We start from the raw sequence: 24,411 nt of genomic DNA, 5'->3' as shown, positions 1-24,411 counted from the left end.
AAAATAAATAGAGTAGTGGAAAAATTATGAAACACTTATTTGCCTTACTAGTTAATTTTGCCGTTGTATTACCGGCATTTGCTAGTCAATACTTTGTTGCCACCAATGGTAATGATGACAATGATGGCTCTATAGATAGCCCATTTAAGCACATTCAATATGCTGCAGATAAAATGGATGCCGGTGATGTTACCTATATTCGAGGTGGTAACTACTTTGAGCAAGTCACACTATCAGGGGTTAATGGTGAGGAAGAAAAACCATATACATTTAAGGCTTATCAAGACGAAAAAGTAACGTTAGAAGGTACCATTGCAATTAACAATCAATGGACAAAATATCAAGGTGACATATATCAAACCAAACTAGAGCAGCCCATTTGGCAATTGTTTGTTAATGATAAGAGCATGACTTCGGCGCGTTGGCCCAATGGTAATTGGTACGATCGCTCGGTGTGGGATAAAAAACAGTCAATGATGTGGCCTGAAAAAAGCAAAGGTAAATTCGGTACCCACTATAACAAAGAGCTAGCAGAATTAGAGACTGATTTAACTGGTGCTATCGCCATCGTTAATTCCGGGTCATTCAAAACCTATCAGAAAAAAGTCACTGAACATAAAAAAGGCCAAGATCATTTTTCATACGATACTAAAGGCGCTAATGAGCACTTTAGTTATAAAGGAAAAATTCATCGCCAAGGGTATTTTCTGGAAGGAAAACTCGCCTTGCTGGATGAAGAGAATGAGTGGTTTTTTGATCCTGAAACAAATCAGCTTTATCTTTGGGCTGAAAATGGGGTAAGTCCTGATACATTAAATGTTCGCGGTAAAGTGCAAAGCTACGCATTCATTATTAAACGTTCTAGCCACATTAATTTAGAAGGTATAAATTTTTTCGCCACTACGTTCGATGTAAGTCGCAGTAGTTTCATTAAAGTTGCAGATAGCGAGTTAATGTACCCGTCTTATTCTAAACGCATGTTAGGTGACGCTTCGACTATTGATGTTACTAAAATGCTGGTAAAAAAAGAGCATGATCTAGCCAATTATCAGCTGCAAAATTGTAAAATAGCTTATACCGATGGCCCTGCAATTGAAATGAACGGTACAGGTAATTTAGTCGAAAACTGTTACATGCATGACATCGATTATAGCTGTACCCACAAAGGTGGTTTCACCTTAAATATGATGAATGCTAAAGAGCTTGTATTTCGTCGAAATACAATTCATACCACGGGGTGTTCAGAGTTATTTAAAGCTGGTGTAAGAAACCGTATTGAATTAAATGACTTATCTGACTCTGGTCATTTGCAAAATGATGGTTCGATGGTGCAGTTAAGTGTTAAGCAGCAACCTAATGGCATAGTGCGTTACAACTGGGTTCACGACAGTGTAAAACAAGGCATTCGCTTTGATAATAAAAATACGCCCAATGCCCCTTATGGAAACAATGGGCATGTGTTTAACAATGTTGCCTGGAATACCGACCGTATTTATTTTAAAGGCGATAATCACTTTGTTTTTAATAATTTAAGCTTTGGTAGCCATTTGAATGACTTAATTGTTAGCAGTAACAAAGTTATTCAAGGGCATAATCTTAAAACCATTACCCGCAACAATATAAGTAACAAATTTTCAGGTAACAGAACCAAGCCTCGCAAAAAATATCCAGTCCCTGGCATTGTTGATCATAACTGGGACGGCGTAACCTTAGGCAAAGATGTACGCACACAATTAAGAGATCCTGATAATTTGGATTTTCGCCCTAAAGCCGATTCTGATTTGGTGGATGCAGGGGTAGTGATCAAAGATAAAATAAATTATTTCCTCGGTAAAGCGCCAGATATTGGCCCTTATGAGTTTGGTGCCGAAGATTACTGGATCCCAGGACATCAAGCAGAAAAGGCATCTAAACCAGTGCCGCCATTAGCTGCGGTTAAAGTGAAGCTTGATGCTGATTTAATGTGGCTCTTTGGCTACCAAGCATCAATTCATCAAGTGTACTTTGGTGATGATGAAAATGCGGTTAAATCAGCAACTAGTACATCAGCTCTTTATCAAGGTGAATTTTCACATAATATATTTACACCTAAATCGCTTGAAAACGGAAAGACGTATTACTGGCGAGTAGATGCAGTTCGTGCAGATAAAGTGATAAAAGGTGATGTGTGGCAATTTAGTGTAGAAGATAAAACGAATAACTCTGAGTAATGCAACGTAAGGTTAATCGGTTTTGCATTACTATTAGTGAAAAACCGTTAACAGAATAATATAAGAAAGTGTTTAACAAGGTCAAATTGGAAAACTTATGATGAAAAAATATCTCAATCGAAGCGCATTTATGGTGGCAACGTGTTGCACCTTGGCGTTATCTGCTTGTGGTGAACAATCAACAGAGCAAACGCTTGTTGTTGAGTCTAACCAACAACAAAGTCAAGCGCTTGAATTTTATGTCTCACCTCAAGGGAACGTAGGAAATGCTGGTACGCAAGCCTCTCCTTTTGCCAGCATTCAAGCTGCACGTGATGCTATTCGGGCTTTAGACGCATCAAAGCGCCAGCAAGATATCATTGTTTGGCTAGCTGGCGGTATCTACGCATTAGAGCAAACGCTAGTGTTAAACCGTCAAGATGGTGGTCAGGGCGAAGCATTTGTTCACTACCGCGCTGTAGAAAATGAAACACCGGTTATTTCAAGTGGTAAAGCCGTTAAAGATTGGAGCAAACTCACCACCGAAGTTGAAGGTTTGCCGGAAGTCGCCAAAGGTAAGGTTTGGGTTGCTGATGTAACTCGTGAAGAGTATGGCCGTTTCACTGCATTATTTGCCGGTGATAAACGCCTAATTCGTGCTCGCAGTGACCGCTTTGATGGGGTTAAACCTACCGGCTATGAAATCGCCGATTCTCGTAATGTTATGCATAAAAAAGACCGCCATTTACTACGTGAAATTCGCTATGTTGAAGGTGCACCTATTCGTGACTGGAAAAATCTTGATGATATCGAAGTGTTTTTTAACCCGGTACCTTGGGCACTTAACTTTATTCCTTTAGAGTCAATTGACTTGAATGAGAAGTTATTGACCTTAAAGTTTGAAGCGAACGCACCTGCATTTTCTCAAAATGGTCCTTGGGCAGTGATCGAGAATGCCGTTGACTTTATTGATGATGCTGGTGAGTGGGCACACAATAGCTTAACGGGAAAACTTTATTATTGGCCACATGATGATCAAAAACCGCACGACATTACTATCCCACAATTAAAAGAGTTAGTACGTGTAGAAGGTGAAATTGATTATGATGGTCCTGTTGATCAGCCAGTGAAAAACATCAGCTTTGAAGGTCTTACTTTTACCCAGGCGAAACGTTCTACTTGGCATAAAGAGCAAAAAGGTTGGGGTATTCAGCATGACTGGGATACGTTTGATACTGGCAATGCTATGTTGCGTTTTCGCGGTGCTGAAAATATGTTAGTAACTGGTAGCCACTTTACCAACTCTGCAGGTTCTGCCATTCGTTTAGACTTACATGCGCAAAAGATCACTATTGAGAAAAACTTGATTGATTATGTTGGTCATATGGGCGTGTTATTGGCGGGTTATGGTCCTGGTACTAAAGACGTTAACCATCACAATACTGTTACGAACAATATTATTCATCACGTTGGCGAAATTATCTGGCACGGCCATGCAGTTTTTGCTTGGCAAAGTGGCAGCAATACCATTTCAAATAACTGGATCCATCATGTTCCTCGTAAGGCTGTAGGTGTCGCCAGCCCGCGTGTACAAATCTTAATGAAAAAACATGAAGACTTTGATGAAGCAGCAAAAACTATCCGTTGGAATGAAATGGACTTAGATGTGGAATGGAGTGATGATACGCAAGCGCACTTTATGCCGTATCTTCACAGCAAAAACAACATCATTGAAAATAACAAGGTAACCAAAACTTTGTTGCAATTACATGATGGTGCATCACTTAATATCTCGGGTGCTGGTGAAGGTAATATTATCCGTCATAACTATGTTTATGATGTTGATTATATCGGCGCCCGTACCGATGACTGGCAACGTGGCACGACAACTACGCAAAACATTTTTGAAAATGCCGGAACCGGTATAGTACATAAAGATTATAACCACATTACCAATAATATATTTATTAATACTAATGGTGAAGCCATTCGTATGCGTGCATTCCCGCGTCAGTACTTCAAACCAGGTTCAATTATTCAGCACAATATCTTTACTAAAGGTCGACGCCCACCGTATGGCGCAAGAAACTTATGGAATACCACAGAGTTCTTTGCCACTAAAAAAGGCACAAAACCTATTCCATACGAATACTTGCTAGACAATAATACTTATGCTTTTGCTGGCGCCGATGACTTTTTGAAAAAACATCAAGCCAATGGCGTTGAAGCTAACTCTATCACTACTGAACAACAGCAGTTTGTTGATATTGCCAATAAAGACTATCGATTAGTTGATAATGCACAAGCGCTTAAATCAGGTTTTAAACCATTTGATGTAAGCATGGACTCTTTTGGTATAACCAAAGACTATCCTGAGCATTTATTAAAGCTGGATCGAGACACTATGCAATGGGGCGGAGAAACTCTACTTCATGGTGGCCTTGAAGGTGTTCAAGCTAATGTGCATTAGACTGAACTAATCGTTCATCAAATAAAGGCCGTGATTTCATTCAAATCACGGCCTTTTTTTACTTCATGGATGATGGAATGCAAACTGCCATGGGTCATTCATTCACGTCCGTGTGATCATGACATATACAACATCCATTTTGAAAACGGCTTTAAGTTTTTAACTCCAGAGAATAATTATATACAGGAAATATTAATGAACAAATTTCTATGTTGCTTAGTAATATTGTCTTTATCGCATTCAGTATTAGCACAAACCGAGCAACCTTTGCCCAACATAGTGTTAATGATGGCCGATGATCTAGGTTACGGCGATACCGGCTTTAACGGTAACGAAATTATCAAAACCCCGTCGCTCGATTTAATGGCAAAACAAGGAGCGGTGATGACAAATTTCCATGCCGGCGGGCCGGTTTGTTCGCCAACCAGAGGTACCTACCTTACCGGGCGCCATTATTTTCGCTACGGTATTTATACCGCCAATGTTGGCCACTTGCCCAAGCAAGAAATTACCATCGCTGAAATATTAAAACAGAAAGGCTACAACACCGGCCACTTTGGTAAGTGGCATTTAGGCACATTGAGCGAAACGGTTTCTGCCAAAGGGCCAAAACGTAAACCGAAAGAAAACTATTTGCCGTCATCATGTCCTGCTTATGATACTTCTTTTGTTACAGAGTCAGCGGTATCTATCTTGGAACCAGTAACTTGAAGCATTGCATACCAGCGAGCTGACTTATGTTAAATTACAATATTCTCTTACCTGCTAAGTTACGAAAAAAGCGTATTCGAGAACGAGGGTCGCTTACCGGAACATCATGATTAAGCGCCCATATCATCGCGCCGCCATAACCATTTGCTTTTAAAAACTCAAATTTTTCAGCAACACTTTTGTCACTGTTATTGTATTTTAGTGTCATCGTATAATTAGGATCATCTGCGGCTGGCATTTTAAACACCTCTTCTTTACCGGTTACCGTAACCGTGTTAATAAGGTCGCGATAATCTACTGAAGCTCTTTCTTTTCCTTCACGCTTGTTAATTTCTTTTGCATAAAAGCCAAAACCACCATAAATTTTCTCTTTCGGTACTTTATGGTCATTAACCAGCGCACTTAAGCCTGTTTTAAACTGCTCAGTTGAGTTGGTGTAGTTCATAATGTTAATTTGATCTAAAAGGCCATGATGCATTTCCAAAAATTTACGGCTAAACTTTCGCTTTACTCCAAAAGCACCCGACACAGTTATTCCTTCAGGCTTTAATTCGTTATTTAATGCGGTAAAAAGCTTAGCCAATAACGCAACATCTTCATCGTTTGCTGGGTGTTCATAATCAACGTCTACCCCGCTAATACCGTGTTTAAGACACAGGTCGCGGATGTTCTTGGCAAATTCAGTGTGTTTGTTATTACGTACTAGTTGATTAAAGTTCACTTCTTTTTTGCCCATGGCATTAATGCCAAGGGTTGTTTTCACTTTATGTTTTTTAGCATCAGTTACTAGGGTATTAATCATTTCGGTTGTTAGACCAATACCACTTTTACGTCGATAATTTACGTTGCCTGTTTGTTGATCAACAGAAACAATATTGATTTCACCTGTTTTAGGCTGCGGCGCTACAGCAAAAATAATGACTTCATCGAGGTATGCTATTGCTTGCGGATCATAATGACCCCATCCACCGTTAAACCAAAATGCAACAATGGGTAATGAGTCATCCTTTGCTGCCTGTACGTTAATACTAGACAGCGCACACATTATTAAAAATAGTAATTTTACTTTCATCATAGCTGTTCCTTTAATTTTGAAATTATTAAGTAATATGCACCTAGTTCTTCGCTTTCTTTATTAATAAAACTAGCAAACAGTTTATTTTTTCCCTTGTTCAGTTTAAGGGTGAATAGGGCATGTTTATCTGTTGAGTTAACATCTGTTTGATAAGATTTATCACCTATCTTCATCCTGGCTTTAATAGCATGAAATGCTTGCCCTTTAGTTTCTCGAAAGGCTTTTTGCCCGGTAGATGCTGGGGCTGCAGGCATACCTTTAGCAATTTCTAGGTCAACTTCTTTAGGCCAGCGACGAAGCTCAAAGCTATACATACCTGCAGTTTCAATGTCTATATACCAATAGCCTTTGTGCTTACCGTCTTTTTCACGAATAGCTTGTCTTATTTGGCTTTGTTGCCATGGTACTTGCGCATTATCACCTAACCAGTCATGGCTAGTTAATTGCACAGGATTGGCGAGAGGGTTACCTACGGGAATTGCGGCAGGAGAGTCAAAATTAAGGCTAATATCTTGCCACCAATTATCATAAGCTGCTCTTAATAGGTTAACTGTTTCAATATTGCTTGCTGATATGTCATTTGACTGGCTTGGATCTGCTTTAATGTCATATAACTCTTTACCATTTATTAAACGCCATTTGTCTGTCATTACCGCACTTTTACGCCACTTAATTGGATTAAGTATTCGTTGTGAGTCAGTAAATAAGGTGCGGGCAGGCCATTCTTGTAATTCAGGCTCCTTAAGTAATGGCGTAAGCACAGTACCGTCAAACTCAACGGTTAAAGGTTTTGAATTAACTAAGTTGAGCAGTGTTGGTACAACGTCTACCATGGACGTGATTCTGTCTATCTTATTGTTGTGTGCTAGATCACCATTTGGCCAATGCAAGAAAAACGGTACACGGTGGCCACCATCATATTCACTGTTTTTACGGCCACGCATGTTGGCATTAAATACGGTACTACCGGTGGATGTGCCATTATCTGTGGTAAAAATAAAGATGGTATTGTCGGCGAGGTTTTCTTTATCTAAATAACGACGCAATTTTGCCACATTATCATCAATATTACTGATCATGCCAAAGAAGTGCTGTACTTTAACCGGTATGTTTTTATCGGCATACATATCTGCATACTCTTGCGGAGAGTGCATTGGCCCATGAGGTGCATTGGCACTAATATAAGTAAAGAATGGTTTGTCGCTGCGCTTGGCTGAATCAATATATTCGATGGCTTCTTTAAACAATGCATCAGTAACAAAGCCTTTAGCTTGTTCTTTTACCCCGTTTCTTGAAAATACATCATTAAAATAGGCATTATCCCAGTGATCAGGAGTTTGTCCTACACCGCCTGCGCCGTGATAATACGCCAAGTCAAAGCCTCTATCTTGTGGACGGTATGGGAAATTATCACCTAAATGCCACTTGCCAAACATAGCAGTTTGATAACCATTTTCTTGCAGCAGGTTTGCTAAGGTCTTTTCACTGGTGCTTAATAAAGATCGGCCCATAATAGTGTGCCAAACACCGACTCTATTATTCCACTTACCGGTTAACAAACCCGCTCGGGTTGGTGAACATGTTGGTGCAACATGATAATTGGTTAAACTAACGCTCTCGATGGCAAGTGCATCTATTGCAGGAGTCTTGACTATCGGGTTGCCATGAATCGACAAATCACCGTAGCCTTGATCATCAGTTAACACGAGTACTATGTTGGGTTGTTTTGTAACAACTTGCTCGAGAGGGGTTGCATAAGCTTGTTCTATATTCAACAGCAATGCTGTTAACGCAATGAAGATATAAAAGTGTGCTGATATTTTCAACTGTATAAACTCAGGGTGTGTTTAGTATAAATTATAGTCATCAACATTAAGTTGTAAATTCGTTATGGTCAAGTAAGTGAATGGCAGATGACTAGGTAATAAAAAAAAGCATTTAATCATGAACCTTTGCTGGGGGGGGGCTGATGATGGGGATGTTGTTTTTATGTAAAGATGATTCTTTACATAACTTTACGATTGTTAACCTTTGTAAATAATGTTCACTATTGTATTGTGGAGGAACTTAACGGTTGGTGAATTAATCACCAAGGTATTTTCGACAAAGCATGATCAATATAAAGATGGTGAAAATAAATGAGTCAGTCTTTCAAAAAAACTACACGAAGTGCTTGTGTATTGATGCTGTGTGCTTCTACCAATGTATTGGCTGCACAGTGGTACGTACAACCGGGAGGTAGCAATAATAATCTTGGTAGTTTAGAAGCGCCTTTTGCCAACATTCAAACCGCGATTAATATAGCCGAAGCCGGTGATACCATTTATTTACGTGCTGGCAGATACCATGAAGAGACTATTGTTACGGCTGGAAAAAGTGGTACTCAAGGCTCACCCATTACGATTACTAATTTTGAAGATGAACAAGTTATTATTGATGGTTCTCAGCCATTGGCCGATTTAGGCGGTACTACCTGGGAAGCTTTAGCAGAAAACAGCAATATTTTTAAAACAACAATCAATAAAGACATTTGGCAGCTTTGGGTTGACAATAAAATGGCCATAGTTGCCCGCTGGCCGAATGTGACCTTAGGTCATCCTATGGATGATATTCGTTTACAAGCGGATGGTGTTACCCCAGTAGCCAATACCTGGTGGGACATTAATGGTACCTGGGGCCATATGGCTAACCAATGGAACTATGACGCCGAGACGAATACCGGCACGGTAGAAAATAACAGTTTTTACCAGAACCTAGAACATTACCCTGGCAGTTTTGCTGGCGGCTCTATCATTCTCAATTATCATTCCGAAACCCAGTTTTCACGAAAAATTATCTCTCACCAAGCTGGCAGTAATAGCATTGTCCATGAAGGGGTCAATAATCCTCATGATAAAGGCAAAGGTCATTTTCTGGTGGAAGCCAAGGGCGCTTTGGATATACCCGGAGAATGGTATTACGATAAAGACACCGGTGAAGTGTGGCTTTGGCCTGAAGATAATCAAAACCCGGCAGGTAAGGGGATTCGTGGTAAAACCCAATCTTACGCCATAGATTTATCGGGCAGTAAATATTTAACCATTAAAGGCTTACAGTTTTTTGCCACCACACTGAAATGTATTAAGGGCAATGAGTGCGATAATATAGTTCTTGCAGATAATCAATTCTATTACCCTTCCTGGTTTCGCCGTATGTTAGGTGAACATTATGTACCAACAGGCTCTGCGGGCGGAGGCACTGAAGAAGGTGCCACTATTTTAAAGGGCAGCAACTATCGAATTGAAAATAATGAATGGGCCTATAGTGACGGCTACATCGACATGCTAAAAGCGCAAGGTACAGGCAATTCTGCGCCACTTGGTAATAACCATGTCATCAATAATTTATTTCATCATTGGAGCTTTACCGGCATGGCGCAAATGGTATTGATGATGAATAGCAATTCTGGTGATTCTTATCAATCGCGCAACACCTTTCACACCAATGGCTCAAAAGTGATGTCGAAAGTAAGCAATGTGGACGTTAATTACTCACGTGCTTATCACTTTGGTTACTTTCAGCAAGATGGAGTGGCTTGGCAATCAGCCGGTGGCGACGGTGCTGCGATGGAAGCTGGCGAAAAAGACACCGGTGGTAGCTGGGGCGTTGAACGTCACCACCTTTGGGTTCACGATGCGTTTAAACCTGCTGTGCGCTGGGATGGTCATGACGGCTATTATGGCCTTGACCATCATGAAGTGAGTATGAATACCCCAGGACACGGCATGATAAAGGGTGATAAACACCAAGTTTACAATAACACTGCCGTATTAGGGCGAGATCCAAATAACACCATGTTTAAAATTCTTGCTTCCAACGAAGCTAATGGTAGTGAATTAGAAGAACGCAACGCTGGCACTCGTACCATTAACAATATTGCTGATTCTATCTCAGGTGATAGGCACGGCTTCCTTGCCCTAACAGGACTCGATGAAAATAATTGGAATGGATATAAGCATACTGATTACGGTGATAGCGCAGCGGCACAACTAAGAGACCCTTTTAATTTTGATTTCAGACCGCGTGCAGACTCAGAGCTGATTGATGCTGGTCAAGACTTAGCCGGTACCATTATTAAAGACAAAGAAGATACTGCAAAAGAGCGTACTGTCGATATAACGGCTGGTTTTTTGGGTGATAAACCCGATATTGGTGCTTATGAGTATTCAGATACGCACTATTGGATCCCTGGCTATCAAGCAAAGGATATCGCTCTAAGCCCTGTACCTCGATTGTCTACCACTACTGCACGCCCTGATGCTGAACTCATGTGGTTAGCAGCAAGAGATGCAGTAGGTCACAAAATTTATTTTGGTACTAGTCCTGATGAGCTTGCAGAAAAAGACTATCGAACTGACCCTTTATTAAATATATATAACCCGGGTGAATTAACGCCAAATCAGCAATATTTTTGGCGCATAGACACTGAGGTTACCAGCGGTGAATTCATACCCGGTAAAGTTTGGAACTTTACCGTGAAAAAGCCATTGGAGATTGTGAGTGAAAGCTTTGATGCGATAGTTGATGTTTATGTTGATTCGAACGAACCCGATAGCGCGCTTGAAGGCTCTAACAAATTAAAGCTTAGAACACCTCCTCTTGATGAAGATAGACAAGACGAGCAAATTGCTTACCTGAAATTTAATGTTACGCCATCAATAGGTAATATTATTAAGGTAACGCTCTGGCTATATCGTGACAATGCTAATTCATCAATAAATGGCATCGAAGTTTACTCGATGAGTGATAATCAATGGGTTGCAGACACTTTAACCTATAATACTCGCCCCGAGATTGATGGTGAATTATTATCGAGCAATGATATAGGCAGTGACAGTTGGTCTGGCTTTGATGTTACATCACATGTTAGCCAAGGTATGGTCTCTTTTGCACTACGCCGTCAAGAACATCAATCTTTTAGAGATATTGCCAGCAGCGAGGGAGGCTTTACGCCTTACTTAGTTGTTGAAATAGAACAAATAGATCCTAACGCGCCACCAAACCCACCAACAGGGGTAGAAGCAACCAAAGGCGGCGGCACGGTTATTATTTCCTGGAATAATGAACTGAACGAAAAAGTCGTTGGCTATAATGTCTATCGTCGTGAAAATGTTGAAGATTTTTTTATTACGCCACTTAATGAAGGCCTACTGACACAAGCATTTTTTGAAGACTCTACGCTGCCTGCCCATGTTACCTACCAATATGTGGTTAAATCCGTTGATATTAACGGTAAAAATTCTTTTGATTCATTGATTGTAGAAGGTAGTGCAACTGGAATCATTGAACCAGAACCAGAACCAGAACCAGAACCAGAACCAGAACCAGAGCCAGAACCAGAGCCGGAACCAGAACCAGAACCAGAGTCTAGTGGTGGTTCATTTAATTTTGGCTTACTACTGTTGTTGACTCTTTGCTTTAAAGTCGGCATCAAGCGTAAAAACTAAATATCTCTATGGGACAATGCGTGGCATAAGTCACGATTAAAATAGAGAACGAACAAATTATTATCTAAAAACCTAATGTGTCGAGAATATCTTAGACCAATTTTGTGAGTAAAAACATGATCAATCCTGTTAATCAAACTATTAAAAGTTTGTTCAAAGCTACAGCCTTAACCACTAGCTTACTAACGTGTGCGCTGTCTAGTAGCGCATTAGCTAAAGAATATGAACCTACCTGGGAATCGCTAGATAGCAGAGAAACCCCACAATGGTTTGGTGAGGCAAAATTCGGCATTTTTATTCATTGGGGATTATATTCAGTGCCGGCATTTTCAACTCGCGGCAGTTACTCTGAATGGTACTGGCATGCCAAAGATGGCGATCAAAGTGGTAAGCATGCAGCTGCCACTAGTCGCTCCACTGATGTGAATGAGTTTCACAACAAGCATTACGGTAAAGATGTCGAATATGCTGATTTTCGTAAAGATTTTAAGGCTGAGTTATTTGAACCTGCTCACTGGGCTAAAGTATTTAAACGCTCTGGCGCCAAATATGTGGTATTAACCTCAAAACATCACGACGGTTACACCTTATTCCCTTCAAAAGAAGCGAGCGAAAGCTTTGGTATGCATTGGAATAGTGTTGATTCTGGTCCTAAGCGCGATTTAACCGGCGACTTAACAAATGCTGTGCGCGATGAAGGCTTGAAAATGGGCTTGTACTACTCTATCTGGGATTGGTTTAATCCTTATTGGCCCGAAGCTGAGCAACCGACCACTGGGCCTAAACGCAAGGCAAATTTGCCACAAGAAGGTCGTGAAAAATACATTAATGAAGTGATGTACCCACAGTTTAAACAAATCGTTAACGATTATGAGCCGGCAGTAATCTTCTCTGATGGCGATTGGTGGATGGACGACGATAAGTGGCAAACTAAGCCGATGTTGGCCTGGCTTTACAACAATGCACCGAACAAAGATGAAGTGGTTATCAACGATCGTTGGGGCAAAGTGCGTGGTAAACATGGGGGTTATATGACCACCGAGTACGGCTCTGGTTTTGAAGATCCAAGTATTTTGTGGGAAGAAAATCGCGGTATTGGTAAGTCATTTGGTTTAAACCGCATTGAAACCTACGATGACTACAATTCATCCCAGTTATTGACCTTTATGCTAGTTGACATTGTATCGCGTGGTGGTAACTTTCTACTAGATATTGGCCCAACTGCTGATGGCCGTATTCCGGTGATCATGGAAGACCGTTTGATTGAAGTAGGTAAGTGGTTAGAAGTTAATGGCGAAGCTATTTATGGCACTAAGCGTTGGGATACTGATGCACAGTGGAGTGCTGGTAAACGCATAGAATATACCAAGGCTGATTTTCACCACGGTGTGCCAGACCCCATCTTTGAAATGAGTATTATGCCTCGTCCTGGACAGTCTGTTAAAGAACTCTACTTCACACGTAAAGGTGATACCTTGTTTGCCTTTATGCCTAAGTGGCCTGGTGACAAACTTACCGTAAAAAATGTTAAGTTGTCGAAAGGCTCTACCATTACAATGCTGGGTAGCGATAAAGCAATTAATTGGCAGCAAAAAGGCAATAATATTGAAGTTGATTTATCAAGCTTTGGTATTAATGACGTAACGAATGTTTACATGAATACCTTAAAAATCACCAAGGCCAAAGCAGTAAAATAGCCTAAACGTAACTGAAAAATGCCACTAAAGTCACCAATGACTTGTAGTGGCAAAAATACAATATAGGTCCAAAGATGAATAAGCAGCTAACTTTCGTGGCTTTAATAGGTATCTTAGCTGTTTATGGTTATATCACTTTTTCGGCCGAACAAAGCTCTCTACTGAAAAAATATAGTCCTGATTTGAATGATAAAACGGTTCAAATCAGTTCAGTTACTCATCAAAATTGTAACAGTTGCCATACCCCAAATGGTGAAGACTTTATCGCAAGTAACGGATTTCTTGCTGGGCAAGGTCGTTCGTATATAACAAAACAAATAAACGATTTAGCAATAGGCGCTCGTATCATCGAAAACGTTAATATTGTTAACCATAAATTATCAACGCTAGAGATTGAAAACTATGCAGAAAATTTCTCCAACCAAAGCCGCTTTGCTAATGTAAGTGAAGGCTCTATCTCTGGGAAGTTACTTTACGAAAAAGGCGATGATGCACGACAAATACCTGCATGTATGTCTTGTCATGTTAAAAATGGCAAAGGTATCGATTCAGCAGATATTCCAGCCTTAAGTGGGCAAACGCATGAATATATTATTAAGCAATTAATAGATTTTAGAGCGGGTATTCGCAGCAATGACAAAAATCAGATGATGCAAAAAATAGCCATTCGATTAACCGATCAAGATATCGAAGCTATTTCGCACCATATTACCTCACTTAAATAAACCTATACCAGTTTGCGTAATGTTTAGATCATTATAGACATTGGTATTACGGTGCTTTAATTGCGTAAATCGCTTTCAAACTACGCTGAAAAAGCACGCCGTTCGCATGAGCCATTGAACTTAATGAATAGGTTTTTCCTGTTTGGCCTAAATCATTAACGGCCGTTAATGCATTTTCATTAAAATCTACAGCGCTATCAATTACATAGGTTAAGCCATGCGCATTGGTGAAATATACCTTATTATTAACAACAATAGGGGATGCTAAAAATGCTTTTTGAGTGCCATCACCTTGGGCTCTTGATTCAATGTTATGACGTTGTCCTTTTGAATTAAGTTGATCATTTTTATGAGCTTTCTGCCAAATAAATTGATCTTCTTGTCCACTAATTCTACTCACTTCGGTTGGAACTTCTAATTGCAGATGCTGACCAGTGGTTAAATTTAGATAACCAATATAGGGCTCGTAGCGCACCATGTAATATACAGCATCATTAACCATTACGATTGTATAGGGTTGGCGCTCAAATGAGGTTTGCTTAGCAGGTTGCAATCTATGCGATTGATTTTGTTGATCATAAACGTAGCGTGCAACGTTACTTAGGTCATATTTACTTTGCTTCTTACCCGTTTCAGCATCTATGGTATAAAGCATCAAATCTTGTTTGCCAGCAATCCATAGTGCTTTGTCTTTGTTCCATATTTGAATGTCGGTTGCACCCCATGGCACTAAACCATCATCCTCTGCTTGCCAACTCCAAATAGCATTTCCATTAAGGTCAAGCAGACTTAAACCTTCTGCTTTTTCAGGCACGCCATGTGGACCACCGCGACCAATAAGAACCGCAGATTCACCTGATTTAGTTTTACCCAACATCGGCGTATTGTAATGTGTTAACGCCTCATTACTTACCCATGATGTTTCACCTGTATATTTATTGATGGCGTGAATATAATTCCATTGTTGATTTCTGCTAGTGTCACCTTTTACCGGCGGTTCAACGTTAAATAACAAGTCACCCGATAACAAAGTATCGTATTGTTTATTAAATGGACGCCCTGTAGTAGGTTGCCAGTTTCTCGACCAAAGCTGTTGACCTGTCATTGAAAAACTTGCCATACCGCCGGTTGCATTAACAACCCAAACTTGCTGACCATCAGTGATTGGTGTAGGTGAAGTCGCATCGCTAAATGAGTAGTTATACATAGTGTCAATAACACCAGAAATAGTGCGCTGCCACTTTACTGTTCCTGTGCTTGCACTTAAGCAATACAAGATAATATCTTTCCCTAATCCTTTCGCTTTTAGCTGTTTTTGACTCGTTTGGTATTGTTTGTAAGCGGTTAATAATGCTGGTGATTGTTGATGAATAAAATCATCACGTGATTTTTCAGCAGCAGCAACCGATTGCCACAATGGACTATCCCGTTTTAGTTTTTTAATGGCTCGTTGCTGTTTTACATTATCGCTGTTTTTTGATTTCAGCCGTTCGATAGCTGCTGACCACATTTCCTCTGCTGCAGCTAGCTTAGCAAGTAAAGTCAGTAAACTTTTATCTGCTTTGATGGCGTTAGTTACTTCCTGATACTGGCTTTTATAAGTTATTTCAGCTGCTTCATTATTAGCAACCAGTTGAGCATGTTTGGGTGTATCTAATGGCTTATTAATAGTGAAAAATACATCGTCGCCCCAAACTGCAATACCACTTTGCCCACCTGCTGGTAACTCTGTTTTCCATAAAATGTTTTGATCTTGTCTTACTGACCAGTTTATTGGTGCGATAAATTCGCCACTTATGTGTCCTGTACCATTTGGTCCTGAAAACATCGGCCATTGCTTTGCACTGTCAATAAATTTAGGTTTTTCCTGCGCTGTAGACAGCAAAGCGTTGCTACTTTCCTGGCAAGCGCCAAGTAAAGTAACAGTTATCAATGTGGCAATATTACTGACTTTTAGCTTCATTATTTCCTCTGGCTTAAATTGTTTTATTTAGAATTCTTAACTCTTTATTTATAATGTACATATATAAACACAGGGAAAGCATTAAAAACAAGAAAAATAGAGATTTAACCTTTAATCTCATTGGTATATACACATTTACGTTAATTTACATAACTGTTGTTTTTCATATAAATCATTAATTAACAATTGGTTACGTTGTTTTTGTGAGTGTGCGGTTTTGGATGTCCCCAGATCTGGAGTAGTGGTGTCTTTCAATTATAATGAGTACATTGTAGTGTTGTGATTAAAATAAATAAAAGTCACAATTGTGTTGCGTCGTTTAACAATCACCGATGCTTATTAATACCGATGACACTAACAAAAGGTAAAAACAATGAATACACAAGCTACGGCTGCTGATGCCTCCACTTTTGATGCCGCTGATGAAATAACTCCCTCAGCTGATACCAAAGGATCTAGCGCAATTATTGGTAAAGGCTTAATGCTCCCTTTTATATTAATCACTGCTTGTTTTGCTTTATGGGGCGCGGCAAATAATATGACCGATTTATTAGTGCCTTCTTTTCAAAAAGTGCTAAGTATGAGCCAAGCACAATCATCGCTAGTGCAAATGGCCTTTTACGGTGCTTACTTTTTAATGGCTTTACCAGCCGCTTTTCTAATTCAAAAATACAGTTATAAAACGGGCGTAATTATTGGATTATTTATTTATGCTGCGGGTGCGGCTTTGTGTTACCCAGCCAGTATAGCGATGAGCTTTAACTTTTTCTTATTGGCGTTTTACGTTTTTGCGGCAGGCTGCGCGATTTTAGAAACCGTAGCAGCGCCATATATATTAACCATGGGACCAGCTGCAACAGCTACACGCAGAATTAACCTGGCACAATCTTTTAACCCGGTAGGTTCAATTTGTGGTTTGTTTCTTGGTAAATTTATTATTCTTGACGGCCTAAATAGTGCTGATGCCGATGCTCGTGCGGCAATGAGTTCAGACGCCTTAGCGGCAATTCAAACGCAGGAGCTTTCTAATGTTGTTTCTGCCTATTTAATCGTCGGGGTGATCAGCTTCATTTTAGGGGCAATCATTTTGTTTAAAAAATTCCCTAAAGCGCAATCAGCAGAAAAACTTGAAGGCTTAGGCGCTTCATTTTCACGTTTAATTAAAAATAAAAACTGGTTGTCTGCAATCGTAGCGCAGTTCTTTTTTGTTGGTTGTCAAATAGGTGTTTGGACTTACACAGTAAAATATATTTTAGCGAACAACCCAAGCATTACTACTGAATCGGCGGCCTCTGATTATATGATCGTTGGCTTAGTATTGTTTATCGCTTCACGCTTTATTTGTACCGCGTTGATGAAAGTTATTGACCCAGCCCGTTTATTATCAGCGATTGCCTTTATTGCCATGTTATTGACTTGTGTGGTTATTTTTATTGGCGGCACTGTTGGCTGTTATGCTTTGGTGGCTATATCTGCCTGTATGTCTTTAATGTTTCCAACTATCTATGGTCTAGGGTTAACCGGGGTTGGTGAAGACAGAAAACTTGGTGGTTCTGGCATCATAATGGCGATAGTAGGTGGCGCCATTTTGGTTCCTCTGCAAGGCTTACTCGTTGATGCTAGTTCAGTAAACCTAAGCTATGTTATGCCATTATTCAGTTTTGTAATAGTAGCCATCTACGGCTTAGTGGCTCATAAAAAAGAAGAAGAAGCTGGAATTGCTTAATTGCAATTAACAATAATTTACTGGAGCTAGTTGTTGCTATAAATGACTAGCTACCTATCGTTAATAAATTAAATATTTGTCGAATGATCACTAGAGGACTTATGGGCTTTGATCGAATTTCATTAAAAAAACTATGGCTGGGGTTAGTTCTTTGTGCAATAGCTATTGTTTATATTGTCGTTTCTGCACCGATCGATAATGTATCGGGGAGCGGTATTTTTCGTTTCTTAGGACGCTTCCATGTCTTAGTATTGCATTTTCCTGTGGTCTTGTTAATGCTGCCGCCTTGCCTTGAATTACTCGCACTGAATAAACGCTTTAGTGCGCTTAAACCTGTTATTCCTTTGTTGTGGCTGATAGGGACAATAAGTGCCATTGTTACTGTATCTCTAGGTTTAATGCTTGCAGCTAACGAAGGCTTTAAAGCCGCGCAAGTACAATCACATCAACTCGGCGGCATGAGTGTTGCGTTAGTTGCTTTGCTTACTCTGGGCTTACAACAAACCTGTACTCGATTAAAAAAATCATGGTTATATTACAGTTATGGTTTGGCAAGTTCAGGTTTAGTGGTGCTGATCATGGTAGCTGCTCATGCTGGCGGGAACTTAGTTCATGGTGATACTTACCTGATCCAACACGCACCTGAGCAGATGAAATCATTGATGGCTTTAGATGAGAAGCCTGTTGTTATCACAGCAGTTGATGACCCTATTTATACTCAACAAGTACAGCCTGTTATCGATAAATACTGTGCCAGTTGTCATGGTATTGATAAGCAAAAAGGTAATGTTAGATTTGACACCTTAAATCCAGATATGGTCAATGGCCATGATGCTGAAAAATGGCATGCAGCACTAGATATGATTAATAGTGCGGAAATGCCGCCAGCCAAAGAAGCACAACCCAGTGATGATGAACGAAGATTGCTAGTAAGTTGGATGACGGAAAACATAAAGCTTGCAACAGCGGCACATAAAAGTGATGCAACTGCTCCTATTAGACGTTTAACCAAGCAACAATATACAAATACATTGCAAGATTTATTAGGTATAGATATCAACTTTGGTGACATTTTACCTGATGATGGCAAGTCTGAAATGGGCTTTTCCAATGATGGTGAAATTTTGCAAATGACATCACTGCATGGTGATTATTTTAAAGACATAGCCAAGCAAGCACTATTGAAAGCGGTAAATTTAGATGAAAAACCTGAAGTGTTCCATTATCGAGTTAGCTTTGGCCAAAATATTAGTGATGGTAAGTTTGCGACCGAATTAGATGGTTATAAAGAAGTCCCGCTTGATAACAAACATTTTCAAATAGACATGCTTGATGGTAGCGGCAATGTTGTGAACTTCAAAAATGAGCAAGAGCAAGCCAAACTTAACCAGTTAAAATCGAAGTTCAGTATAAGTTTACGTGGCTCAGATCATAGCCGCTTTGGCGTCAATAAAAACGGTATTGTGCTCGCCTCGGCATTACCACATGTTGAGAAGCCGCCTTTTTCATCTATGGGGCCTTCACCTAACTTAAAAGTTCAAATTAAAGACATACTGCCCAAAGAGGGGAGTTTCCAAATGCGGGTAATCGCTAATAAAGGGGAGTTAGGAAGTTACAGTAATGGTAAACTTGAAAAGGTTAATAGCAGTAAGTCACTGGCGAAATATGATACTAACAAGCAGCAAACAATTGCCAGCGCTGAAAGTTTAATTGTTAGTGACTCGGCTATAACAAAAGTACAAAACCTAGCTAAACGTGGCGACTTTTGGGTACCAGAAAAACCGAACATTAGAAAATCAACTGCAACACTTAAATTTGACATTGCCCAAGATGGTTTTTATCAAATTGATTTGACCCACCCTAAAATTACTCACATTGATTTTAATCAGCCGAGTAATAGATTAAAGATGAATGTTGATAAGCAGTCGATAAAAGTAGCTCTTGATGTAAAACGGAAAAATAGTCAAGTATCAGCTTTAGCGCTTATCTACTTAACCAAAGGTGCACATTCAGTAAAGTTAGTGGCAAATAACTTTGTTGGCTTTAGCGATATTGTCTTAACCAAAGCACCTAACAACGACGAGTTGCTGGCAAAAGCAGCGGCAAAAAACAAGAAAAATGAACAAAAGTTTGCTGATTTTTCACCCTCAATTCAACCTTTCGTCGGCACACGTTTAGATGATGGTATGGACTATCAAACCTTTGCTGCAACCTCTGGCGTTAATTTAGCGAATAACGATGCGAGTTATACGTTCACTGGCCGGTTAGAAAACTTACCGTTGCCGAGTTCCAGTGATGTTAATGAGCGTTTGTCGGGTATTGCAATTTTAGGACTATGGAATAACTTTTTAGTGAAAGAGTCAGATCATATTGGCCCACCTCTGCAAGTGAAAGCGATTGAAATAGAGGCGCCTTATATTGAGCAATGGCCAACCAAAACGCATCAAGCGATTTTCTTTGACTCTGCCAATAAATCAAACTCTGAACTATATACTGAAGAGGTACTAAACAGATTTGCAGAAAAAGCGTTTCGTCGTCCACTAACTAAAGAGGAATTATCTTTTTATATTAATTACTGGCAAGCGATTAAAGCTGATTACCAGCAATATGAAGAAGGCGTTGTACAAGTGATGGTTGCAATTTTGACATCACCAAATTTTCTTTATTTACCTGAAGAACCGGTAGTAGATAACAGTAGCCAATTTTATGCTAATTTCATTCGATTATTCGGCATTAATTCAGCTATTGCTAGCAACCAATCTAACAGCGCAATTTCTGAGTTTGCCTTAGCCAATCGTTTATCATACTTTTTATGGAATTCAGCGCCGGATCAAGCACTACTTGATTTGGCCCAACAAGGTCAATTAAGCGAGCAATTATCTGCTCAAGTCGATCGTATGATTGAAGACCCTAAGGTATGGCGATTTATTCGTCCATTTACGTATGAGTGGTTGCGTGTTGACCGACATGAATCAATGAATGTAAATGTTGAACGCTACCCAAATTTTACTCGTTTTGTAAAAGCCGATATGGCGGAAGAAAGCTATCAGTTTATTCATCATTTGTTGGCAGAAGATAAAAGCATATTTAATTTGATCGACTCAGATTTTGCGATGCTCAATCAAAATCTGGCAGAGTACTACGGTATTAATAATGTGATTGGCAATGAGTTCAGAGCGGTAGATGTAGCAGCCGACCTTCATCGTGGCGGCTTATTGTCACAAGGTGCTTTTTTGGCCGGCCATTCCAATGGTGAACAAGCGCACCCAGTTAAAAGAGCGGTTTGGTTTAAAGAAAAAATATTAGGTACACCGCCACCTCCGCCACCGCCAAATGTGCCTGAGATAGATCCGGATACTCCAGGCTTTGACAAACTAACATTAAAGCAACAATTAGAAACTCATCGTAATAAAGAGTCTTGTCGTGATTGTCACGCCATGATTGATCCTTATGGTGTTGCGTTTGAAAATTTTGATGCCTCTGGCATATATCAAACCACTAATAACGATCAAATAGTTGACGCTGTTTCTATCTTGCCAGACGGCACACAAGTAAATGGTGTTGATGAGTTAAAGCAATATGTGATCAACCAAAAGCCACAACTGTTTACCCTGTCTTTAATTAAGCACTTATACAGCTACGGTTTGGGTCGAGAAGTACGTTTTAGTGATGAAGAAACATTACAGACACTTGCTGACCAGGTAAAAGAGAATAATTACAGTATGCGTGCAATGCTTAAGAGCATAGTCAATCATCCAACATTCAAGCAGTTATAAGGAAAGGTATTATGGCTAAAAACACTTCAAATATTAATCGTCGTACTTTTCTTAAAGGTCTTGGTGTTGCTTGTGCTCTGCCATATTTAGAGTGTATGGCAGACAACTCTATTAAGCCGAATAATCCGATAAACGTACCGAAACGCCTCTGTTATGTTTTTGTGCCTAATGGCGTGTGCTTACCACATGAGTCAGAAACTAAATACCAACAATGGCATTGGTTTCCAAAAGAGCAGGGCAGTAATTATAAATTAACGAATACACTTTCTTCATTAGCGCCTTTTCGCGATAAAATGTCGATAATCGGTGGCTTAAGTCACCCTAAAAGTCGTAACTTAGTTGGCCATATGACTGCCGATACTTGGCTAACAGCTGGTGATATTGGCGGCTCAGCTTATAAAAACTCTATCTCTGTTGATTTGTTGGCCGCCGAATCGTTGAAAAAGCATACCCGTTATCCGAATCTAACCATATCAAGTGATGGCGGTACTGGTTTTAAATCTCGAGTGTCGACGATATCATTTAACAATGCTGGTAAGCCGATCCCTTCTGAACATCGTCATCGGCAAATATTTGAACGCTACTTCTCGCCAACTGGTGGAGCAAGCTCGATGGAGCGGAAAAAGTCATTACAACAAAATAAAAAACTTGTTGATTTAATCTTAGAAGACTCAAAAAGATTGATGACTAAATTAGGCGTGCAAGACAAGCATAAAATGGATGAATATTTAATCTCATTAAACAATATGGAAGAACAAATCCAGCGCAGCGAAAAGTGGTTAGATATTCCAATGAAAGAATTCAATATTGCCGACTTAACATTAGATGTTGATGCAACCATAGACCCGGAAGGTTATGTGCGAACCATGTATGACCTTATGTTATTAGGCTTTCAAACTGATATGACCCGGGTGATGAGTTATATGGTTGCCCGTGAAGATGGTATGGGCTTTGGCGAAAACTTTCCTAAACTTGCCCTCGGACTTAAAAAAGGTCATCACCAAATGACCCATGATAAAAGTAATGGTCATTGGGAAGAGTGGGGGAGATACGATCAATGGTTAGCTAAACAGTTCAGCTACTTTGTGCAGCGTATGAGCGACACTCAGGACGAGCACGGCTCGTTATTGGATAACAGTTTAATATTGTACGGTAGCGGCACAAGTAATACTCACAATGCACGAAATTACCCACTGATCCTTGCTGGTGGCAACAATTTAGGCGTTAACCATGGTGGTTATCATGTTTTTGATGAACATGAGCCAATGAGTAATCTATTTGTCAGTATGCTTAATGCGGTAGATGTGCCAACACAAAAGTTTGCTGATAGCACCGGACCATTATCGGCAATCTTTGATCAAAGGGCTTAATCAAAGGGCTTAATCAAAGGGATTAATCTTAGATAGCTATTCCGTGCTTATAAAGCGAGCGTAAAATGACACTAGTGAAAACATTAATAAAACAAGCCGTTATACGCTTTAATGTTGTGCAAATAGCAATAGTGCCGCTGTTGAGTGTTTTTATTAGTGTACCTGTTAATGCGTCACAAACGTCAGCTGAAATGATCCGCACACAATTAATGGATGTGCATAGCCCAAAGGTTTTAGTTGTTGCTCACCGCGCAGCCTGGAAACAGGCTCCCGAGAACTCTCTATTATCAATTGAGCATGCTATTAATTTAGGCGTAGATATTATTGAAGTGGATATTCAACGCACTAAAGACGGTGTGTTTGTATTGATGCACGACAAAACCCTCAATCGCACTACAAACGGCAAAGGTAAAGTTTCTGATAAAACTTGGCTTGAATTACAGCAACTTCAGTTAATAAATACTGACGGTAGTTTAAGCAATGAAACGATCCCTCATTTACGCGATGCCTTAATGAAAGTTAAAGACAAGGTGTTGATCAACCTTGATAAGGCCGAGTGGAATTTAGCAGAAGTATTGGCTGTTGTACGTAGCTCAGGCATAGAGCGGCAAGTAATTTTAAAGGGTAAGCAGAGTTATACAAAAGCGTTAAATACACTAAACCAATTTGGCACATACCAGGGCATTTATATGCCAAAGTTAAATTTTAGAGATAAACCTAAAAAGGCTAAGAAAGACAATGAAAAAAAACAGCCAACAGCCTTAGCATCACAAACATTAGGCAACTTGTACGCAGCTTTTGAGGGAAGTGCAATGGCAGAGGTTAAGTTCAGTTCACTCGATCAGGTAGAGTTACAAACGCAATTATTTAAACAACTAAAGCAAAAACATCGGCTCTGGGTTAATACCCTGAAAGTATCTCATTCGGCAAACTTTACCGACAAACGTGCCTTGAAAAATCCTGATAGAGTTTGGGGTACATTAATTAACCATGGCTATTCAATAATACAAACCGACGAGCCCAGTGCCTTATTGGCCTATTTGAGAAAAATGAAATACCATGATTGATGGAAGTAGAAAGAGTTTAATATCACACCGTAATATTAGGCATCTAACGGCAACAAAGTGCAATTAAGAGAGCTTCATATACTCTCAAAATAAGCACCGTCATTCCACCAAAAATCAGCTGGGCGTGACGATACTTTTTCTCTATTCATTTACGTA

General features: G+C 39.8%; 13 protein-coding genes. 10 read left to right on the top strand and 3 right to left on the bottom strand.

What is annotated here, in order from left to right; genetic code table 11:
* Positions 1-26: 26 nt before the first annotated feature.
* From RI844_RS10015 to RI844_RS10005, 3 genes are all read left to right on the top strand, one after another.
* Positions 27-2,210 carry a right-handed parallel beta-helix repeat-containing protein gene (locus tag RI844_RS10015; RefSeq protein ID WP_348394533.1) on the top strand — a complete coding sequence of 728 codons (2,184 nt, stop codon included), beginning with the start codon at positions 27-29 and terminating at the stop codon, positions 2,208-2,210.
* Between the two features lie 97 nt (positions 2,211-2,307).
* Complete coding sequence (locus tag RI844_RS10010; RefSeq protein ID WP_348394532.1) at positions 2,308-4,659, top strand: right-handed parallel beta-helix repeat-containing protein; 2,352 nt, start codon at positions 2,308-2,310, stop codon at positions 4,657-4,659.
* A 195-nt stretch (positions 4,660-4,854) separates the two neighbouring features.
* Entirely contained in the window at positions 4,855-5,370 is a 516-nt protein-coding gene (locus RI844_RS10005; RefSeq protein ID WP_348394531.1) for a sulfatase family protein, read from the top strand.
* A gap of 34 nt (positions 5,371-5,404) precedes the next feature.
* Here RI844_RS10005 and RI844_RS10000 read toward each other — a convergent pair whose 3' ends face one another.
* Entirely contained in the window at positions 5,405-6,445 is a 1,041-nt protein-coding gene (locus RI844_RS10000) for a glycoside hydrolase family 18 protein (protein ID WP_348394530.1), read from the bottom strand.
* Positions 6,442-8,271: an arylsulfatase gene (locus RI844_RS09995; RefSeq protein WP_348394529.1), complete on the bottom strand. Its 1,830-nt coding sequence runs from the start codon at positions 8,269-8,271 to the stop codon at positions 6,442-6,444. Before RI844_RS09995 ends, RI844_RS10000 begins: the two co-directional genes overlap by 4 nt.
* Before the next feature lie 312 nt (positions 8,272-8,583).
* On the opposite strand from RI844_RS09995, the gene RI844_RS09990 reads away from it, so the two are divergent.
* From RI844_RS09990 to RI844_RS09980, 3 genes are all read left to right on the top strand, one after another.
* Complete coding sequence (locus RI844_RS09990) at positions 8,584-11,931, top strand: CBM96 family carbohydrate-binding protein (protein ID WP_348394528.1); 3,348 nt, start codon at positions 8,584-8,586, stop codon at positions 11,929-11,931.
* A 116-nt stretch (positions 11,932-12,047) separates the two neighbouring features.
* The gene (locus tag RI844_RS09985) at positions 12,048-13,628 is read left to right on the top strand and encodes an alpha-L-fucosidase (RefSeq protein WP_348394527.1); all 1,581 of its coding nucleotides are present in this window, start codon (positions 12,048-12,050) and stop codon (positions 13,626-13,628) included.
* 74 nt (positions 13,629-13,702) lie between these two features.
* Positions 13,703-14,353 carry a c-type cytochrome gene (locus tag RI844_RS09980; RefSeq protein ID WP_348394526.1) on the top strand — a complete coding sequence of 217 codons (651 nt, stop codon included), beginning with the start codon at positions 13,703-13,705 and terminating at the stop codon, positions 14,351-14,353.
* 46 nt (positions 14,354-14,399) lie between these two features.
* Here the strand turns inward: RI844_RS09980 and RI844_RS09975 are convergent, their stop codons facing one another.
* On the bottom strand, positions 14,400-16,316 hold the full coding sequence (locus RI844_RS09975) for an outer membrane protein assembly factor BamB family protein (protein WP_348394525.1): 1,917 nt from the start codon (positions 16,314-16,316) through the stop codon (positions 14,400-14,402).
* A 373-nt stretch (positions 16,317-16,689) separates the two neighbouring features.
* Here RI844_RS09975 and fucP point away from each other — a divergent pair, with 373 nt between their 5' ends.
* The 4 genes from fucP (at position 16,690) to RI844_RS09955 (ending at position 24,255) form a co-directional block, all read left to right on the top strand.
* Positions 16,690-18,042: an L-fucose:H+ symporter permease gene (fucP, locus tag RI844_RS09970; protein ID WP_348394524.1), complete on the top strand. Its 1,353-nt coding sequence runs from the start codon at positions 16,690-16,692 to the stop codon at positions 18,040-18,042.
* A 101-nt stretch (positions 18,043-18,143) separates the two neighbouring features.
* Positions 18,144-21,818: a DUF1592 domain-containing protein gene (locus RI844_RS09965; protein WP_348394523.1), complete on the top strand. Its 3,675-nt coding sequence runs from the start codon at positions 18,144-18,146 to the stop codon at positions 21,816-21,818.
* An 11-nt stretch (positions 21,819-21,829) separates the two neighbouring features.
* Complete coding sequence (locus RI844_RS09960; protein ID WP_348394522.1) at positions 21,830-23,188, top strand: DUF1552 domain-containing protein; 1,359 nt, start codon at positions 21,830-21,832, stop codon at positions 23,186-23,188.
* Positions 23,189-23,253: 65 nt separating this feature from the next.
* Complete coding sequence (locus tag RI844_RS09955; protein ID WP_348394521.1) at positions 23,254-24,255, top strand: glycerophosphodiester phosphodiesterase family protein; 1,002 nt, start codon at positions 23,254-23,256, stop codon at positions 24,253-24,255.
* The last annotated feature ends 156 nt before the right edge of the window (positions 24,256-24,411 follow it).

This window comes from Thalassotalea fonticola, from assembly GCF_032911225.1.
GTDB lineage: Bacteria > Pseudomonadota > Gammaproteobacteria > Enterobacterales > Alteromonadaceae > Thalassotalea_A > Thalassotalea_A fonticola.
Note: the sequence above shows the minus strand (reverse complement) of the source record. Positions and strands in the feature narration are given on the sequence as shown.

Bases quoted from the DNA above. Each gene is read 5' to 3' on its own strand.
- RI844_RS10015 (WP_348394533.1), top strand. From the start codon at position 27: ATGAAACACTTATTTGCCTTACTAGTTAATTTTGCCGTTGTATTACCG.
- RI844_RS10010 (WP_348394532.1), top strand. From the start codon at position 2,308: ATGATGAAAAAATATCTCAATCGAAGCGCATTTATGGTGGCAACGTGT.
- RI844_RS10005 (WP_348394531.1), top strand. From the start codon at position 4,855: ATGAACAAATTTCTATGTTGCTTAGTAATATTGTCTTTATCGCATTCA.
- RI844_RS10000 (WP_348394530.1), bottom strand. From the start codon at position 6,445: ATGATGAAAGTAAAATTACTATTTTTAATAATGTGTGCGCTGTCTAGT.
- RI844_RS09990 (WP_348394528.1), top strand. From the start codon at position 8,584: ATGAGTCAGTCTTTCAAAAAAACTACACGAAGTGCTTGTGTATTGATG.
- RI844_RS09985 (WP_348394527.1), top strand. From the start codon at position 12,048: ATGATCAATCCTGTTAATCAAACTATTAAAAGTTTGTTCAAAGCTACA.
- RI844_RS09980 (WP_348394526.1), top strand. From the start codon at position 13,703: ATGAATAAGCAGCTAACTTTCGTGGCTTTAATAGGTATCTTAGCTGTT.
- RI844_RS09975 (WP_348394525.1), bottom strand. From the start codon at position 16,316: ATGAAGCTAAAAGTCAGTAATATTGCCACATTGATAACTGTTACTTTA.
- fucP (WP_348394524.1), top strand. From the start codon at position 16,690: ATGAATACACAAGCTACGGCTGCTGATGCCTCCACTTTTGATGCCGCT.
- RI844_RS09965 (WP_348394523.1), top strand. From the start codon at position 18,144: ATGGGCTTTGATCGAATTTCATTAAAAAAACTATGGCTGGGGTTAGTT.
- RI844_RS09960 (WP_348394522.1), top strand. From the start codon at position 21,830: ATGGCTAAAAACACTTCAAATATTAATCGTCGTACTTTTCTTAAAGGT.
- RI844_RS09955 (WP_348394521.1), top strand. From the start codon at position 23,254: ATGACACTAGTGAAAACATTAATAAAACAAGCCGTTATACGCTTTAAT.